We start from the raw sequence: 18,097 nt of genomic DNA on the forward strand, positions 1-18,097 counted from the left end.
ATTAGTGTTCAAAATTGCGAAGCTTGGTCAGCAGGGCTTTATCCTGAACTTGTTCATGAAAAATATATCGTTTGATATCGTTGAAATCTTCGTGCAGTAATTCTTTAAAATCCCAATGCGCAACGCTATTGGCAGTTTTACCACGTTTATACTGCTTACTGAAATATTTCCAGTAATCTGGCATGGTAGCGATGCAAAAGGCTGCTGTTCCTAAGGTGAACGGAGAAATTTTTTTATTCCCAAGCAGGAAAAATTGCATCGCTGCTTCGTCATGAAGTTTGGTAGAGAAACCTAATAAGATATGAAAGGCATCATGTCGCTCAATACGGTCAATCGGCTCCAGGCTTTCTGCTTCGAGAAAATTACCCAGCTCATGTCCAAGCGTTCCAGGTGCATAGGTTTGCAGATCAGCGCGGGTGAATCCCCAGGGTGCGCGTTTTTCGTAGAAACGGGCATGAACAGGCACTACGCGGCCCAACAGCCACAACAACATGCGTTCGCGAAGGGAATGTTGTTCTTTGTATTCTATAATTACGTCTTTCATTTTAATGAATAATTTGAGAATGTGATAATGAGTAATGTGAGTACTGTGTCGGAATGTGATTAATGTGAAAACTTTCAGCTATCAACTGAACCGATCTCTCTTAATTCACCGATAGTGATTGCCAGATATAGAATAACTAAAATGGGTGCGCAAAAAAGTGCGACGAGTATGCTAACAAATGCCAAAACAAATGTTACCCACATGACTGCGGCGAATACGGTACTGCCGAATAATAAAACGATCCAGAATTTCCGTAAGGTTTTCCTCTTCCAATCTGCTTTGATAAAAAAGTGAATAATGCTGCTGATCAACTGCCACAAAAGCGCAATAAAGCAAGCGTTCAAAAAAACTTCTGCGAAAACGCCTTTGGTTTTGAAACAAACGATCAAAATCGCCGGTATCAGAATGTCTGCGGTCTTCAAGATCAATGCTGGTTTCATTATTGAATGTGATTAATATGTTTAAGTGTAGCCAATGTGCTTACTTGATCGTGTGTTTAATATCGTCAACTGAGTGAACGTGGTCAATGTGTTGCAGGTTCCAGATCTCTTTTAATTCACTAATGCTGATTGCGAGGTATATGATGATGAGTATCGGAGCAAGAATAAATGCCAGCACTATGTAACCGAGCCCCATAAGAAATAACACAGCGAATGCGACAATCCAAAATCTCCGTCCTGCCTTCATCTTCCAATTCGGTCTGATGAACAAATGAAGAATACTGCTCACCAACTGCCACAAAAGCATTATCCCAAATAATACAAAAAGACCGTCCGCACCATAACCAACGATATTCAGCATCCCTATCAAACCCGCTTGTATCAGTACGTCTACAACTTTTAAAACCATTGCTATTTTCTTTGTCATTATTCCTGTGAATTAATAGGACCCTTTACAACTTTCCATTTATTCGTTTCCTCAAATCAACAACAATTGAACATTTTGTATTTTCAAAAAATAATGAAAGAGCATTTGCCAATAAAAACCGGATTGCTCCGGTTGTATGTTCGAGTTGTTTTTTACTTAAAAAGCGACAGCAGCGTGCCGGTAAACCAGTTTTCATTTGCAGTCAATAATCCATTCAATGCTTTATCTCCCTTCTTTGCAAACCGCTCAATGTTTTTCATGGTTTCGGTAAATGCTTTGATATCTGCCTGATTTTTTCCGTCACCTTCTATTTCCTGTAAAGAAGTTACTGTTTCCAGCAAAGGATCGAACTCACGTTTTTTGCGTTGTGCAATAATCCGCATAGCCACCATCCAGATATCTTTTTCTGCTACGAAAAATTCTTTGCGCTCACCAGGTTTTAATATTTTCTGGACCAATTGCCAGCTGATCAGCTCCCGGATATTCATATTAGCATTACCACGACTGATCTGCAATTGTTCCATTACGTCATCCGCGCTCAGCGCATCGGGCGCAACCAGTAATAACGCATGGATTTGAGCCATGGTACGGTTAATCCCCCACTGTGATCCGAGTATTCCCCAGCTTTGTATAAACTCCTGTTTGGCTTGATCCAGTTTCATGATGTAAAGGTGCAAACATTTCCTGTACTTTCAAAATTTTCTGAAAATAAAATCGATAGAAAAATTAATATTCAGATTACATAGCAAACAATGTGACAATAAACCGTAAAAAAACGCTGTAATAACCGAAGGCTTTAGCTAAATTTGCACTTCATTTCGCAAAAAGCAGTATGCAGCCTTCTGTTAAAATCTTTTCCGGTACGGGTTCTAACTACCTGGCCGAAAATATTGCCAAAGCTTTTGGCAAGAAAATCGGGAAATGTTCCATCCAGAAATTCAGCGATGGTGAATTTCAGCCCGTTTTCAACGAATCAATCCGCGGGGATTATGTTTTTCTTGTTCAGTCAACATTTGCACCCTCAGACAACCTGATGGAATTGCTGATGATGATTGACGCGGCTCGCCGTGCTTCTGCAGGTTACATCACTGCCGTAATTCCTTACTATGGTTTTGCTCGTCAGGACCGTAAGGACAAACCACGTGTTTCCATTGCTTCTAAACTGGTGGCTAACCTGCTGACTACAGCTGGCGCTAACCGTGTAATGACAATGGATCTGCATGCGCCACAGATTCAGGGATTCTTTGACATTCCGGTGGATCACCTGGATAGCTCAGCGATTTTCATCCCTTATATCGAACAATTAAAAATAGAAAACCTTATCTTTGCGTCCCCTGACGTGGGCAGCACAAACCGTGTACGTGAAGTGGCCAAGTATTTTGAGGCTGATATGGTTATTTGCGACAAACAACGCAAACGTGCCAATGAAGTAGCCGCAATGACTGTAATTGGCGATGTATCAGGAAGAAACGTAGTATTGATCGATGACATTTGTGATACTGCAGGTACTTTAAGTAAGTCTGCTGCTATCCTGAAAGATAAAGGTGCATTGTCGGTACGCGCATTCTGTACACACCCGGTGCTGAGCGGTAAAGCTTACGAAAACATCGAAAATTCCGTATTGGAAGAACTGGTGGTTTGTGATACCATTCCGTTGAAACAACAGAGCAGCAAGATTAAAGTATTGCCTACAGCCGAACTCTTTGCAGTAGCCATTCGCAACACTTTCGAAAACAAATCAATCAGCTCTTTGTTTTTGCACAGTCAGCGTAAAAACTAGTTAATCAGCATGTTAATTCGGTAAGACCGAATGATGTAGCCGGCAGGATTATCAAGTTGCCAATTTGAATTAAAGACTTGTTTATACAAAAAAATCCGTCCGGCATTAAGCCGAACTTCATTAAAAATCACCTTTTCAACGTCCGGATGTTTGACGGATATGCGATCGGCGCTGAAGAGAAAAAAAAGATACACACAAAATGAAAAGTGTAAAAATCGAAGGTAAAAGCAGAAGCGGTCTGGGTAAAAAAGAAACTCGCGCACTCCGTTCTGAAGGTAATGTTCCAGCTGTAATCTACGGTGGTACTGATACAGTTCACTTCAGTGCTCCTGCAATTGTTTTCCGTAGCCTGGTGTTCACTCCTGATTTCCAGATTGCTGAAATCACGGTAGAAGGTAAAACTTACCGCACTATCCTGAAAGACAAACAATTTGACGTAATCACTGACGAACTGAGCCACATCGATTTCCTGGAACTGGTAGAAGACAAACAAGTTGTTGCTACCCTGCCTTTGAAATACGAAGGTCAGCCAGAAGGTGTTAAAGCTGGTGGTCGTCTCGAAATCAAAGTAAAATCTTTGAAAGTTCGTACTTATCCTAAACACCTGAGCGAAAATATCGTTGTGAACATCTCTGATCTCCAACTGAACGCTAACATTCGTGTTGAAGACGTAGTTGCTCCTAACATGGAAATCATGAACTCTCCACGTATTCCGATCGCTTCAGTTGTAATGACACGTGCGCTGAAACAAGCAGAAAACGAAGACGCAAAAGGTAAAAAATAATTTACCGCTTAAGCATATTGTAGAAAAGCTGGCCAATGGCCAGCTTTTCTGTTTTGTATCTATTCTGACTGGGACACAAACTCCTCGCCCCGATTAATACCAATTGAACTTCAAAAACGGGATTAAAAATTTTCCACTAAATCAATTTTAAAGAAGTGTTTTCTGTCACTTTTGCCTTGAAGCTAAAGTAACCAAAAGTTCAAGGTTAAGGAAACTACGGCTAATCCCTACACTTCGTTCAGGACGACGAAGGCATTTCGCTGTTGCGAGGAAGAATGACGTGGCAATCTAAAAGCTTACTATACTGCTTTATACCCCTTCCTGGCTAATCTATAATTGGTCTGTATGCTCCGTTCACCATCATAATTGCGGACGCTATATGCATTTCATTTTTTAACGCCTGCGTTTCCTTAGGCCGGTGTGTTCCGTAAATCCATCTTTACACAATTAACCCTGCCATTTTTTGGTGGTCAATTGGAATAAGCCGCGTTGCGACGCTCCGTTCGTCACGCTCGCTATTGCGCTTTCCCCCTATCAGACTATCTGAAATGCTCGTTTTCCAGACAACGATCCTGCTTCACTGAGATTTTCCGGCGTTTTATACTTAGACTTTTGAATTTCGGCTTTTGAATTCACTCCGGTTAACAGCGCGGTTAACATATTTCATTTCTTTACATCAATCCTTATTCACTACCCGCTCTTTTTGTCAGCAACCCCTTGCTGCGCGCGGCTTTCACGCAGCTTAACCCAACCGATATTTATAAGTAAAATCTATATCGATTAACGACCAGTTTAAAAACGTCTGGTTAAGTACACCTTCACAATACATTCATTAGCAATCAATTAACCATCACCGCCGGTTTCCCGTCCCATCTTTGTGTCACAAAACGAAAGAAACAAACCAATCAAAAACCAACCAAAAATGACACAAGTATTTACAAAATTGATCGCTGCTGCTGCTCTTGTTACTGCTGCCTTTGCTGCAAATGCCCAAACAGCTTCTGCTCCGATCACCGGTAATGCCTCCACCCTTCAGGTAACTCCTTCTTCAACGACAGCATATAAAGTGGATTCTACCATTCTTCTCGATGCATCTACCAACTATACAGGTGCAACGGTAAGCATCAACGGTTTCCAATCAGGCGATGTACTCGCTTATACTTCTATCAGCGGATCAGGTATCACGGGTTCTTACAACAGCACAACTGGCGTACTTACTTTCACGGGTTCTTCATCTGCTCTTAACTATCAAAATATCCTGCGCAGCGTAACACTGACATCGGGCACTACTTCAGGTTCCAAATCTGTAGCATTCTCAATCGGTTCTGCACTTACTTACAGCGGTAACGGTCACTACTACCAGTTCATCTCTGGCGGCAACTCATGGGGCACTGCAAAATATCGCGCCGACACTATGCGTTTGTACGGTCTGCACGGTTACCTGGCCACCATTACTTCTCAGGGCGAAAATGATTTCATCACTAATAAACTCCAGGCTGATGGCTGGATAGGTTCTTCTGATGATTACAAACACATCAACATGGCTACGGGCGCTACAACTTATGCCAACCAGACTGCATCTGAAGGTCACTGGTATTGGGTAACAGGTCCCGAAAAAGGAACGAACTTTTCTAACACCAACTACGGTAACAGCAACAACTTTTACAACTACGATAATAAAGCTCCTATTGCAGCAAACGGCATGTTTATAAACTGGAACAGCAGCGAACCAAATAACTACAAAGCGGGTGTGTGGAACGGTGAAAATTCTGGTGAAATTTACTCTTCCGGCGCAACTGGCAAATGGAATGACCTTGATTCTACTAATTCCTTAGGCTTTGTGGTTGAATATGGTGGTATGGCTGGCGATCCTTCAATCGCACTGACTTTCACCCGCTCTATTCAATATGTAGCGGTAGCAGTAAACGGTTCTAAACCAAACTCACGTTATGTAACTGCCGGCACTGCCCGTCAAACAATGGATACAACGATTACGGTAACTGGCGTTGGTTCTATCGGCACAGCTTCTGTAAAAATCAACAACCTGGTAGCTGGCGATACATTGTCAACCGGTACTTTACCAAATGGTGTAACAGCGGCTTACAATGCTGCAACCGGCGCACTGACTTTCACAGGTACTGCAACTGCAACACAATGGCAAACGATTTTCCGCAATATCACTTACTCCCGTTCTAACGCTTCTACGACTACACGTTCCATTACATTCGCACTTGGCACTACTGGTTCTTATACGTTGAACGAGTTCTTCACAGCAAATCCGCTGGCACTGACATGGGTTTCTTTTGATGGCCGCGCGGTAAATGAAAATGCAGAACTGACCTGGGCTACAGCTGATGAAAAGAACACTGCTACTTTCGATATCGAACATTCAACTGATGGTGCATCTTTTGAAAGAGTAGCTACAATCGCTGCAAAAGGAACTGGTAACAATACTTATGATTTCACAGATATTAATACTGCAAACGGTGCTAACTACTACCGCCTGAAACAAGTAGACAACGATGGTTCTTTCCAATACTCTAAAGTAGTAAAAGTGAACATCGGCAAAGAAACAGCTGCTGCGACAGTGAACTTCTACCCTAACCCTGCAAAAGACGTACTGAACATCGCAACAACTGGTGACGTAATGGTAGCAATCTTCAACATGAACGGTGTAAACGTAGCAACACAAGAAGTAAACGGTAACGGTCAGATCACCGTATCTAATCTGCCGGAAGGTATGTACATCTGCCGCGTTGCAAATGCAAATGGTGTGCTTCAAAACAGCAAAATTCAAATCATCAAATAAGGCTCTTTTTCAAAAAACATTTTGTTTTGGTTGTGGTTCTATTACAAAAGGCTTCCGGGGGGAAGCCTTTTTTGATTGAGCTATTTAATATTTGACATTGGCGATTGACCAAAACATCTGATGTTTCAGCGTCTCGCGTCATTTTTGTCAGCCGTAGCAGAATTGAAGGTCGCTCGCGGAAATTCATCAAGTAATTTGCCCGATTCCGTTCAGGAAAGTTTGAGATTTTGACTTTTTTGATTTTTAAATTATTTCTCCATAATCAACGTAGCGCCTTGCCCACCTGCCGCACATACAGAAATAAAACCTCGTCCGGAACCACGCTGGTGTAAGAGTTTGGCCATGTTGGCGATAATGCGTCCGCCGGTCGCTGCGAAAGGATGACCCGCCGCAAGACTGCTGCCGTAAATATTTAGTTTTGTTTTGTCAATGGCACCAAGTGCTTCGTTATAGCCAAACTGCTTCATCAGTTCTGGTGTTTCCCAAATCTTCAACAACGCTAAAACCTGTGCCGCAAAAGCTTCATGGATTTCATAAAGATCAAAATCCTGTAATTTAAGATTCGCTTTACGCAGCATTCGCTCCGCTGCAAATACCGGCGACAATAACAGATTTTGTTTGTTCTGCACATATTCTATCGCAGCTACTTCTGCGAATGTGATGTACGCAAGCACCGGCAATCCATGTGCATTCGCCCATTCTTCACTGGCAAGCAGTACACAGGATGCGCCATCGGTCAATGGCGTTGAATTACCCGCGGTGAGTGTACCGTTTACCTTATCAAAAGCCGGTTTTAGCTTTGCTAATTTCTCCAGACTAGTATCGCGTCGCATGACGTTATCTTGTTTCAGTCCGAGATATGGCGTGAGCATATCATCAAAGAATCCCGCATCATAGCCTTTCGCTAATTTCTGATGACTGCTGAGTGCAAATTCATCTTGTGCCTCACGGGAAATACCATAATATTTTGCAGTAATTTCCGTGTGTCCGCCCATAGACAAACCCGTACGCGGTTCCATGTTTACGGGCGCTACAGGCTTCAAATCATTGAAACGGATTTTTGCAAACTGACGAAAACGTTCACCGAAAGTTTTAGCACGACGCGCGGCCAATAAAATACGACGCAGTTTTTCACCTAAAATCAAAGGCACATCACTGGCGGAATCAACGCCACCTGCGATACCAGATTCAATTTGTCCCAATGCTATTTTATTAGCAATATAAATAGCGGCTTCAATGCCTGTGTTACAAGCCTGTTGCAGATCACAGGCCGGCGTATTCTGATCAAGCGCGGTACCCATCACACATTCCCGCATCAGATTAAGGTTCCAGCTGTGTTTAATCACCGCTCCGCCTGCTACTTCGCCCATTAGCTGTCCTTGTAAACGATACCGATCAATAAGACCATTTAGCGCGGCAGTCATCATATCCTGATTACTTGCAGTAACGTAATTGGTATTATTTTTTGCAAAAGGAATTCTGTTATATCCCACTATTGCCACTTTCCGGGATGTTCCATTACTAAGCATGATGTTTTGTTTTTGGGTGAACGCATTTGCTATAAAAACAAAAAGATCTGCTTCTCTATTAAATATTTTGAAGCAGATCTCTTATCAGTTGTGAATGTTTTTTCGTTTTACGTATTGATGGCACCTCTTCCAGAGGCTGCCAGGAATGCATCTTTCAGCGTTTCGGAGAATGTAGGATGCGCGTATGGTATCTTGCCCATATCCAGATCAGTGATTTCAAACTCCATTGCTATCACTGCCTGTGCAATCAAATCTGCAGCTCGCGCACCGATGATGTGTACGCCAAGAATTTCTCCATATTTATCGTCGGAAAGTACTTTTACAAAACCATCGAGGTCATCGGAAGCACGGGCCCTGCCACTGGCAAGGAATGGGAATTTACCTTTGCGATAGCCAATTCCTTTTTCTTTTAATTGCTCTTCAGAGAAACCAACGCTAGCTACTTCCGGCCAGGTATACACGACGCCCGGAATACGATCATAATTGATATGCGGATGTTGGCCATTAATGGTTTCTACGACAAAAACACCTTCGTCTTCAGCTTTGTGCGCTAACATCGGACCTTTAATTGCATCGCCCAGTGCGTAAATATTGGGCTCTGCAGTTTGCAGATGATCATTAACGTCTACACGGCCGCGATCATCAAGTTTTACCTTTGTGTTTTCAATACCAAGCCCCGTTGTGTAAGGCTTTCTGCCTACGGCAACCAAACAATAATCTGCTGTGATTTGTTGTTCGTTGCCCCCAGCATCTTTGTAAGAAACAGTGGCGCTATCACCGTTGTTTTTTGCCGACTGCACTTTACTGCTCACGAATATTTCAATGCCTTGTTTGCTCAGAATTTTATTGAGCTCTTTACCCAATTCACGATCCATGGTTGCGATGAGACTATCGGTATATTCCACGATCGAAACTTTTACGCCGATACGACTGAATACAGAAGCCATTTCCACACCAATGATACCACCACCGATAATAACCATACTGGATGGCATTTCTTTGAGCGACAGTGCTTCGGTTGATGTGATGATTCTTTTCTTATCGATCTCTACTCCGGAGATAGTAGCCGGTTTGGAGCCGGTCGCAATAATAAAGTATGTACTGCTTACGGTTTTCTCCGTACCATCTGCCGCTTTTATTTTTAGCTGTGTATTATTCGCAAAACTACCGACGCCGCTCAGTACCTGAATCTTGTTTTTCTTCATCAGAAAATTCAATCCTTCGGTGTTTGCCTTTACCACTCCGGCTTTGCGATCGATGAGTTGTGTAAAATTTACTTTCGCGCTCTCTACTTCGATACCCATCTTTCCTACTTTATGCAGGATATCGTGGTAATGATGTGAACTGTCAAGAAGTGCTTTTGATGGAATGCAACCTACGTTCGTACAGGTGCCGCCCAGTACGCTGTATTTTTCTACAATAGCAGTTCTATAACCCAACTGTGCCGCTCTGATGGCTGCCACATAACCGCCAGGGCCTGAACCGATCACTACAATATCAAAATCTGTTTGCATAATCTTGTTTAAACGGTAAAAAGATCCGCTAGTCTAGGCATATTTTCTGAGAGTAGAAAAGAATTAACAAAGTAGCAATGGGTATGGCCGATAGAATAATTCGATAATTCAATGAACAATGGACAGTTGGCAATTGACAGTCATCCGTGTTTTATCGCCTTCATTTTCCAAATTTATCATGGACACCGCGGATGGGTCGCACGAAAACAAAAAACCGCATTCTCGGGATATCTGCTTCTGTCGACATGACATAAACATTTGCAAAAAAAAGCTCACCGCAACACCAGGTTACAGTGAGCTTTTGAATTTCTATTTTCGACTTTTTATTTATGTCCCACAGCAAACATCTGACGACTGATCACTTGTTGTTTGCCATTTGTGATCTGAAGCAAATACATGCCGGCAGCGAGATTGCTGACATTGAACTGATGTCTATTACTTGCCTGTAAAACTTCTTTACCATCCAGGCTGTGTAAAGAAATATTCACCGGTTCCACGTAATCAACATTCACAACGTTCGTAGCAGGATTGGGATACACCACTAATGCCTGATTATTGTTTAATCCGCCTACTGCCGTAGATACTGGTATATTGAAATTTGCAGTATCACTGCAACCACCGCCGTAATCTGCAAACACTTTATACAGACCCGCTACTGTAGCGGTGTAATTTGCACTAGTCGCGCCATTGATGGCAGTACCGTTGAGATACCACTGATAGCTACTGAACCCCGTAGTAGCAGACAATGAAGCACCCAATGCTGTAATGCTCAGTGCCGGCATATTGCTACCGCGGATAAAAAACGTATCAACCCGTGTATCGCATGAAGAAGTACTGATTACCCAATAAGTACCACGCGCGGTCACTGTACGTGAAAGCGTTGTATCACCGTTGTCCCAGGTCATACTGCTGTAACCGGCAGGCGCCGTAAATGTATAAGACTGGAAGAAGGAACAAACCGTTGTATCCAGACGTACGATATGTTGATTGCCGGAAAATGGCACTGCGATATCGTTTGGCATACCTTGCGCTAATGCGCCATAATTACCGCTTGCAGCAGGAAAAATCAATGAAGTTACAGAGTCTTTGAATCCACATGCAACACCTGCACTATCCGGGAAATTGATGCGGCCCATAAAACGGTATGAGTTATAACCCGGGCTACCCGCACCCGCACCGAAATAGATTTTCCCGTCAGGACCAATCTTCAGATCAGTGTATTGTCCGGAAGGACCGAGAATCGTTTTGGAAGCGGCAGGATTTGCAGCAGAAAGATCCCATTGGTAGATTGAAGATTTCGCGTTGGAACCTGCATAAATTTTTGTGCTGTTCGGAGAAAAACTACCACCGTAAAATGAGCTATCACTGATGGATACCGGATTGCTAAGCATACCTGTGAGGTAGTTAAAGTCAAATACTTCCACCCCTGCATTTGCCAGCGCCGTAGCACGGAAATTACAACTCAACAGCTTCGTACGATCAGGAGAAAATTTGATAACGCCCTGCAGATAGTTGGCACCGCCATATAATCCAACATTCGACAAAACCGGTGTGGTGTTGATTCCTGACGCAGTAATCTGGTAAGCACGGAACACACGGGAATTCTGATGATGCACCATTAACCAAACAGAATTGTTACAGCCTGCCACTACTGTCATTTTCTCGGTCAGCAATGTATCTGACAACCCTTGTCCACGCAGCGGAAACGTAAGATCCACATCACCAAGCCCATTATTCAGCGTCATATCAATACGGTTTACGTATAGCTGAGAAGTCAGTGAGAAAAGATAATATTTAGCACTGTTGCCCGGATCAGGTACAATTACGGCGCCCTGCGTAGTGCTCCAGGTAACAGTTGTACCGGTTCCCGTCAGATTGCTGCCATTCGGCATAGCTGCACCGTTTTTATCCCATACAAGACTACCATTGGTATAAAACAACAAGGCACCATTGGTATCGCAGATGGAAGCCGCCGCCTCATTGCCGTTATTTAATGCAGTGGTAATCGGCACGGGGTTTGCCGGGTTGGTAAAATCGAGGCCGACTTTGTTGCCCATTGCCCAGATTCTGCTTTGTGGCAAATTGTACTGTGCAGTGGCTGCAAAAGCTGCAAAGCAGCTTGCAATCGTCAGCAGCGTTTTCGCTTTGATCATTTTGTTTGCTTTATGAAATGTTTACTAAAAAACTTTTTAGCATTTCACATCTGCTATAGACACAAACAAGGAAGGAAGAACAACTCCGCAGAAAGACAAGACAAAGCATTCAGCCCACCTTGCCCTTCCTCCGAAAGCAAAAGTGAATATGAATACCTGGCAGGTCTTCTGGCTTTCCCGATTTCCGAAGGCCTTCCCATTCTGCAGAACAGTGGCTTTTTATTTCCGGAAACACTGATATGACGTATCATACCGGGATCACAGCTACGGGGATAGCGCCGGTTTTTCACCGGACTTCCCTTTTAATCGGCCTGCAAAAAATGCATAGCCAAACCAAATACGGCGCGAAGATAGTACGACAATTTGATAATCCGGCAATTGGAAGAGATGGTGTACTTATCACTTCAATTTCTCGCAAAAGGCACAAGAAGCAAGGAAGCAAAGGCTATGATAAAAAAAGACTCGTGTTTCGCGGGATGTCTCCTATCGTCGACATGACAAACGCGGGTGATAAATGCGATGAACATAGTTTCTCGCAAAGACGCATAAGAAGCAAGGAAGCGAAGACTATGACAAAAAAGACTCGTATTTCGCGGGATGTCTCCTATCGTCGACATGACAAACGCGGGTGATAAATGCGATGAACATGGTTTCTCGCAAAAGGCACAAGAAGCAAGGAAGCAAAGGCTATGATAAAAAAAGACTCGTATTTCGCGGGATGTCTCCTATCGTCGACATGACAAACGCGGGTGATAAATGCGATGAACGATACCCTCGCGTTTTGACTTTTGACTTTTGACTTTTGACTTCTGACTTTTGACTTTTGACTTTTGACTTCTGATTAAACTTAAGAATCTTGATTCGCTGACTGTACGAGTACCTTGTCAATCCGGCTCTTGTCCATATCGACTACCTCAATTTCGAATCTATGCCATTCAAATTTGTCGCCGGTTTGTGGAATTTTCCCAAGCTTATCAAGGATAAAACCAGCGAGCGTAATATAGTCACCTTTTATTTCTTCCTGCGGCATAGAAACACCCAGAATCTGCAAGAATTCTTCAAACGGAATCTGCGCATCGATCAGCATACTGCCATCATCACGTCTCACTACTTCGTATTCAAATTCGTTGGTTTCGGAAATATCACCAACCAGCGCATCAAAAATATCGTTGATTGTTACGATACCGTTTACTGAACCATATTCGTCTACCACAAGCGCATGGTGAATTCTTGATTCTTTAAACCGTTCCAGCACCTGATAAGCGCGGTTTTGTTCCGGAATATAAGAGGCCGGACGTTTGAAATCAGGCAGACGTTTTAACACTTCATCGATATTATCCGTAAGCAGATCTTTCGAATAAATAAAGCCAATCACATTATCGATATCATTTTCACACAGCGGATATACGTGATGCTTATGCCGCATGATCTTCTCTTTAGTCGACGCCAGTGTATCGTTGATATCCAACCAAACGATTTCCTGACGCGGCGTCATAAGAGAAGGAATTTTACGTTCACCAAGATTAAACACGTTATGAATGATCTCTTTTTCGGTCTCATCAATTGCTCCTGCTTCCTGACTTTCGGTGACGATAATCTTCAATTCTTCTTCCGAATGTATTTCATGTTCATGCACCGGCGCAATGCCCACTAAACGAAGAAGCCCGTTAGCGAGATTATTGAGCAACCAGATAAACGGGCGAAAAACGAAGTAAAATATTTTCAGCGGCATCGCCACAACAAATGTGGTAGCAACCGGTTTACGGATAGCCAGCGATTTCGGCGCCAATTCACCAAGTACAATGTGTAATATGGTAATAATAATGAAGGCCGCAGGCAGTGCGATTTTATGTGCAGTTATTTCTGAAACCGAAAGACCCAAACCGTTCATGGCATTGAGCACGATGGTGGTCATGACATCTTCGCCTACCCAACCAAGACCGAGCGAAGCGAGCGTTACGCCCAACTGTGTAGCTGCGAGATAACCATCGAGATTATTGAGAATGCTGCGTGCCGCAACGAGTTGTTTTCCTGCATTGGGTTTTACTTCCACCTGCGATGTGCGCACTTTGACAATCGCGAATTCTGCCGCCACAAAAAAGCCGTTGAGTAAAACCAGGAGTAAGGTGATGAGTATGTCTAATGCCATAAGTTCTTCTATTAACAGCGCTGCATTACTGCAAAGCTACAAACATAGTTAGCCAAACTGCTGCTTTGCAGCTTCCATTTGTGCTGTCATTTTAAAAATTGCCGTCTGATCGTTCTTAAAACTGGCGTCCACTGACAATTCGTTGCCTGCTATCTTCCAGCTAATAGTAAACACCGGCGCTACTTCCGGCAGTATCAACTGCAAAAATTTTACTTGTCCGGTATTGCGAATAGTCAATGTGGTACCAGTTTGCTGCGCCACTATTTCTTTTACGATTTGCATAGTGCACACGCCCGGCACTACCGGCTGACCCGGAAAATGTCCTTTGAAAATTTCATGCTGCTGATTAAACAGAATCTTACCCGTTACAGTATTTTCTTCCTGTTTCAGATCATGAACGGTATAAAAATCATTCATCAGCATGTTGTTCTATTTTTTTAAGCTCTATGGTAAAATGCGCTTTATGATGTTTGATAAAGACGGATTCCGGCATTGCTTTGAGCGAAGGTTTCTGTCCGATCGCCATCGTAATCACTTTGCTTTTGCCTGCATTTTCAATGCGCACAAGCTTCTGCGAATCTATAACATAATAGGCAAATCCTTTATCAAGTGTAAAGCGGTGGTATAATTCATTGTCTGCCGCAAATGTAGCTTCTGTAGCAGCATTCAAATGACGCATCAACAACAGCTCCATGTCTTTGCGTAATGTTTTTACCACTGCAGGTTTGTTGAGTTGCGGAATAATCTGCTTTACTGTAAATGAATCCTGCGCATTCCATTCAAAGTCGAAAAAAGCAAAGCCCATTTCGTTTTGAAAAACCACGCGGGTTGCATGTTCTGGCATCGCTTTAAAAAAGAGTACACCACTGAGATGAAATTTTTTGAACAGCACTTTACCATTCACCGTACAGCGGTAGAGTTCCTTTTCAAAAACAGGTTTGTACTCCGTTATCGAAGGAACTTTCTGGTTTGTCTGCTCCAGTTTCCGGTACGGATTGCCGCAGGATACCAACGATAGCAGGACCGCAAGCAGCGAAACAATCTTATTTGATTTTAAAAAGCGTTTCATTCAATGCCACATTATGCTGGGTGTTGGTAAAGTCCATATCGGTATAATCACCGCCGGTTTCGGTCATTGTAAGGCGGCTCACGTCAAAATTTTTCTTGTCCATGTACACATCAATCTGCTTGAACATTTTCTTCATCGCATCATTTGACGGCACAAGCGACAGCAGATAGCCATTTGCGTTTTCATACGCCGATACTTTAAAATCAGGATTCTGAAAAACCGTGCCGCGCATACAATCGATCATAATCCGGTTGACGGACTGCATGGTTTTGCTGTTACGCGTGTTCACCTTACTGCTTTTCTGCTCATCTTTCACCATAATCTGTCCACCATTCATTACCAGCAAGTAATAGTAAGGATCAGTATACTCAATCCGGACTTTATCTTCTTTTTTGAAGTAAAATTTCCCTTTCGATTTTATTTTATCTGCCAGCAAAGACAGGTGTTTTACCTGCGTAAAATCACTTTGTATGGTTTGCTTTGCACTATTGGCCTGTGCCAGCGATTGCTGAAAAGTGTTTACATTTTTTACGGAAGAATAGCCCTTTGGCTGCGCCGAAAGTTGGAACACGGCAAAACAACAGCAAAGGAGCGCAATTATTTTATTCATAAGCTTCGAGATCGAGCATTTTGTCTACGCGGGCAAAGATAAATCCCTTTTTACGCGCTTCGGTGATGAGCGGCGTTAAAATTTGTCTTGTCACGTCCATTGAATCATGCAGAAGAATGATATCGCCACCTTTCAGCTGGCTTAAAATCTTTTTCAGTAACAGATCTGCATCTTTGGCTTTGGTATCAAAAGAACGGAGACTCCAACCAATGGAATGCATGCCGCTGCGGTGAACGGCCTTGGCCAAATTAGGATTAGTAACACCGTACGGAGGACGGAAAAGCTTCGGCTTCTTTCCGATAACGGATGCGATGGTATTGTTGGTTTGCACTATTTCGGCCTGCATGGTTTTCGCAGATTGCCAATCGAAATTAAACCCGTGATTGTAGCTATGATTGCCAATCACATGGCCTTCGGTTTGCCAGCGCTTTACTAATTCAGGATTTGCTGCCGCATTTTTACCAATGGAGAAAAAAGCCGCGGGCACGTTCTGTGCTTTGAGTATATCAAGAATAGCCGCTGTATTTGCCGCAGGACCATCGTCGAAAGTCAGCGCGATCTGCTTTTTGTCTTTTCCCGAATGGTAAGATTTGAAATAAAAATTCCAACGGATATAAATGGAACCCAACACGAGCAAATGCACATACACCACCAATAATGCAACAATCCAGCCCCAGGAAAAGCCGGCAAAAAAGTAGCCTGCGTCTAGTGCAATGAGTAATAGAATAAAGATGGTACTTGTATTGCGGAAAGTCAAAGGAGTTGGTTAAAAGTTAATTGGTTAAAGGGTTAATTAGTCGTTGCATAAAAACCCTTCGACTACGCGCAGGGTGACACGCATTTACAACAGCTCATCAAAGGTAATTGGATAAATAGCCAGAGAGTTAATTGGTCGTTGCGTTTTTGCGAGCTGCAACAACAGATTTAACCAATTAACTCTTTAACCATTTGACTCAACTACAGGCGTTCATACATTTTATAACAGCTCCTGTTTTGCTCGCTTTTGTCATGCTGAGCGGCGGCGAAGCATAAAGCAAAACACCTGGTTTAACCAATTAACCATTTACCCTATTAACGAAGGCTAAAGTCTTTCGTATAATTTACGCAGACGTTCTCTGGTCATTTGTTCGCGCCAGTTTTTGCCGAGTGCGTTTTCCCAAAGCGGCGCCATATTGAGTGATACATCAATCATTGTGTTAAACTGCTCTTCAGTCAGACCTTTAGTGATGCCCTGCGGAATATCGATATCAGCCTGTTTTACCATTTGGTGGAATTCCTTCACGCCTTCCGGATAAAACTCTTCGAGATGATTAAATACGATACAGTTGCCAATGCCATGTTTCACACCGAGCACGTGCGCCAAACCGTAGCTCACCGCATGCGCCACGCCTACTTGAGAATAAGCAATGCTCATGCCACCGGCGTAAGATGCCATCATCAGATCTTCATCACTTTCTGCATCCCATTCTTTTTTATTAAGAAATACTTTCTGACAAAGTTCCAGTGCTTTTTCGCCGTATGATTGGCTGAATGCATTGAGATACGTGCCTTGCAGCGATTCGATACAATGGATATAACAATCCATACCTGTATAAAAACGTTGGTTTTTCGGAACAGATTTAATCAATTCCGGATCCAGCACGATTTGGTCGAACGGAGTGAAATCAGAGTTCATGCCAAGTTTTCTTTCCGGACCGGAAAGCACACATGTACGGGAAACTTCAGCACCGGTACCGGAAATTGTAGGGATACCTACTTTATAAACACCTGGATTTTTCACCAGATCCCATCCCTGGTAATCCTCCGCTTTACCAGGATTCGTAATCATCAGGGAAACAGCTGCAGCAAGGTCCATTACAGAGCCACCGCCAATACCGATGATTCCAGATACTGTACCGAATTGTTCTTTCAGTTGCGTTGCGATCGCATCAACCTGAGATGTTTTTGGTTCGTACGTTACGTCTGCAATCAGCAGCTGATCATTTCCTTTCAGTGGAATACGTGCTTTAAATGCAGCATCGTTTTCAAAATACTGGTCCAGCAGGAAGACCATCGGTGCGCCTTCTTTGCGGTGCGGTGCTATAATTTCGTCGAGTTGGTCAAAACAACCGCGTCCATACACCACATAATCCACCATTTTAAAATTTCTGAATTTCATATACTAAAGTCTATTAAAAGTCTATTAAAGCTGAAAGCGTCAATGGTCAATGGTCAATGGTGAATCGTGAATGGTCAATGCCCTTCGCTTCCAATTACCAAGTATTTCGCCCCTTTGTCTCCGTTTACGAT

The 18,097-nt window shown here is 43.1% G+C and carries 15 protein-coding genes and 1 riboswitch; of the genes, 3 read left to right on the forward strand and 12 right to left on the reverse strand.

What is annotated here, in order from left to right; translation table 11 throughout:
- Position 1 precedes the first annotated feature (1 nt).
- From DN068_RS03840 to DN068_RS03850, 3 genes are all read right to left on the reverse strand, one after another.
- Positions 2-544, reverse strand: coding sequence for a hypothetical protein (locus DN068_RS03840; protein ID WP_110997572.1), 543 nt, complete (start codon positions 542-544; stop codon positions 2-4).
- 480 nt (positions 545-1,024) lie between these two features.
- Complete coding sequence (locus tag DN068_RS03845; RefSeq protein WP_110997573.1) at positions 1,025-1,411, reverse strand: hypothetical protein; 387 nt, start codon at positions 1,409-1,411, stop codon at positions 1,025-1,027.
- A 152-nt stretch (positions 1,412-1,563) separates the two neighbouring features.
- Entirely contained in the window at positions 1,564-2,073 is a 510-nt protein-coding gene (locus DN068_RS03850; protein ID WP_110997574.1) for a GbsR/MarR family transcriptional regulator, read from the reverse strand.
- 170 nt (positions 2,074-2,243) lie between these two features.
- Here DN068_RS03850 and DN068_RS03855 point away from each other — a divergent pair, with 170 nt between their 5' ends.
- From DN068_RS03855 to DN068_RS03870, 3 genes are all read left to right on the forward strand, one after another.
- Positions 2,244-3,191 carry a ribose-phosphate pyrophosphokinase gene (locus DN068_RS03855; protein ID WP_110997575.1) on the forward strand — a complete coding sequence of 316 codons (948 nt, stop codon included), beginning with the start codon at positions 2,244-2,246 and terminating at the stop codon, positions 3,189-3,191.
- Positions 3,192-3,390: 199 nt separating this feature from the next.
- Positions 3,391-3,975 carry a 50S ribosomal protein L25 gene (locus DN068_RS03865; RefSeq protein ID WP_110997577.1) on the forward strand — a complete coding sequence of 195 codons (585 nt, stop codon included), beginning with the start codon at positions 3,391-3,393 and terminating at the stop codon, positions 3,973-3,975.
- Positions 3,976-4,897: 922 nt separating this feature from the next.
- Positions 4,898-6,784: a T9SS type A sorting domain-containing protein gene (locus DN068_RS03870; protein WP_123985228.1), complete on the forward strand. Its 1,887-nt coding sequence runs from the start codon at positions 4,898-4,900 to the stop codon at positions 6,782-6,784.
- 248 nt (positions 6,785-7,032) lie between these two features.
- Here the strand turns inward: DN068_RS03870 and DN068_RS03875 are convergent, their stop codons facing one another.
- The 9 genes from DN068_RS03875 to DN068_RS03915 form a co-directional block, all read right to left on the reverse strand.
- Positions 7,033-8,313, reverse strand: a complete 1,281-nt coding sequence (locus tag DN068_RS03875; protein WP_110997579.1) for an acetyl-CoA C-acetyltransferase — start codon at positions 8,311-8,313, stop codon at positions 7,033-7,035.
- 107 nt (positions 8,314-8,420) lie between these two features.
- Positions 8,421-9,827 (reverse strand): dihydrolipoyl dehydrogenase, encoded by a 1,407-nt coding sequence (lpdA, locus tag DN068_RS03880; protein ID WP_110997580.1) that lies wholly within the window; start codon positions 9,825-9,827, stop codon positions 8,421-8,423.
- A 323-nt stretch (positions 9,828-10,150) separates the two neighbouring features.
- Positions 10,151-11,980 (reverse strand): T9SS type A sorting domain-containing protein, encoded by a 1,830-nt coding sequence (locus tag DN068_RS03885; protein WP_110997581.1) that lies wholly within the window; start codon positions 11,978-11,980, stop codon positions 10,151-10,153.
- Positions 11,981-12,121: 141 nt separating this feature from the next.
- Positions 12,122-12,333, reverse strand: a riboswitch (cobalamin riboswitch).
- Positions 12,334-12,827: 494 nt separating this feature from the next.
- Complete coding sequence (locus tag DN068_RS03890) at positions 12,828-14,129, reverse strand: hemolysin family protein (RefSeq protein ID WP_110997582.1); 1,302 nt, start codon at positions 14,127-14,129, stop codon at positions 12,828-12,830.
- Between the two features lie 48 nt (positions 14,130-14,177).
- Positions 14,178-14,546 carry a 3-hydroxyacyl-ACP dehydratase gene (locus DN068_RS03895; protein WP_207798847.1) on the reverse strand — a complete coding sequence of 123 codons (369 nt, stop codon included), beginning with the start codon at positions 14,544-14,546 and terminating at the stop codon, positions 14,178-14,180.
- Entirely contained in the window at positions 14,539-15,198 is a 660-nt protein-coding gene (locus DN068_RS03900; RefSeq protein ID WP_110997584.1) for a hypothetical protein, read from the reverse strand. Before DN068_RS03900 ends, DN068_RS03895 begins: the two co-directional genes overlap by 8 nt.
- Positions 15,173-15,808 (reverse strand): outer membrane lipoprotein carrier protein LolA, encoded by a 636-nt coding sequence (locus tag DN068_RS03905; protein WP_110997585.1) that lies wholly within the window; start codon positions 15,806-15,808, stop codon positions 15,173-15,175. Before DN068_RS03905 ends, DN068_RS03900 begins: the two co-directional genes overlap by 26 nt.
- Positions 15,801-16,565, reverse strand: a complete 765-nt coding sequence (locus DN068_RS03910) for a polysaccharide deacetylase family protein (RefSeq protein ID WP_110997586.1) — start codon at positions 16,563-16,565, stop codon at positions 15,801-15,803. Before DN068_RS03910 ends, DN068_RS03905 begins: the two co-directional genes overlap by 8 nt.
- A 324-nt stretch (positions 16,566-16,889) precedes the next feature.
- Positions 16,890-17,966: an iron-containing alcohol dehydrogenase family protein gene (locus DN068_RS03915; protein WP_110997587.1), complete on the reverse strand. Its 1,077-nt coding sequence runs from the start codon at positions 17,964-17,966 to the stop codon at positions 16,890-16,892.
- Positions 17,967-18,097 lie beyond the last annotated feature (131 nt).

Source organism: Taibaiella soli, from assembly GCF_003236175.1.
Lineage (GTDB): Bacteria > Bacteroidota > Bacteroidia > Chitinophagales > Chitinophagaceae > QKTW01.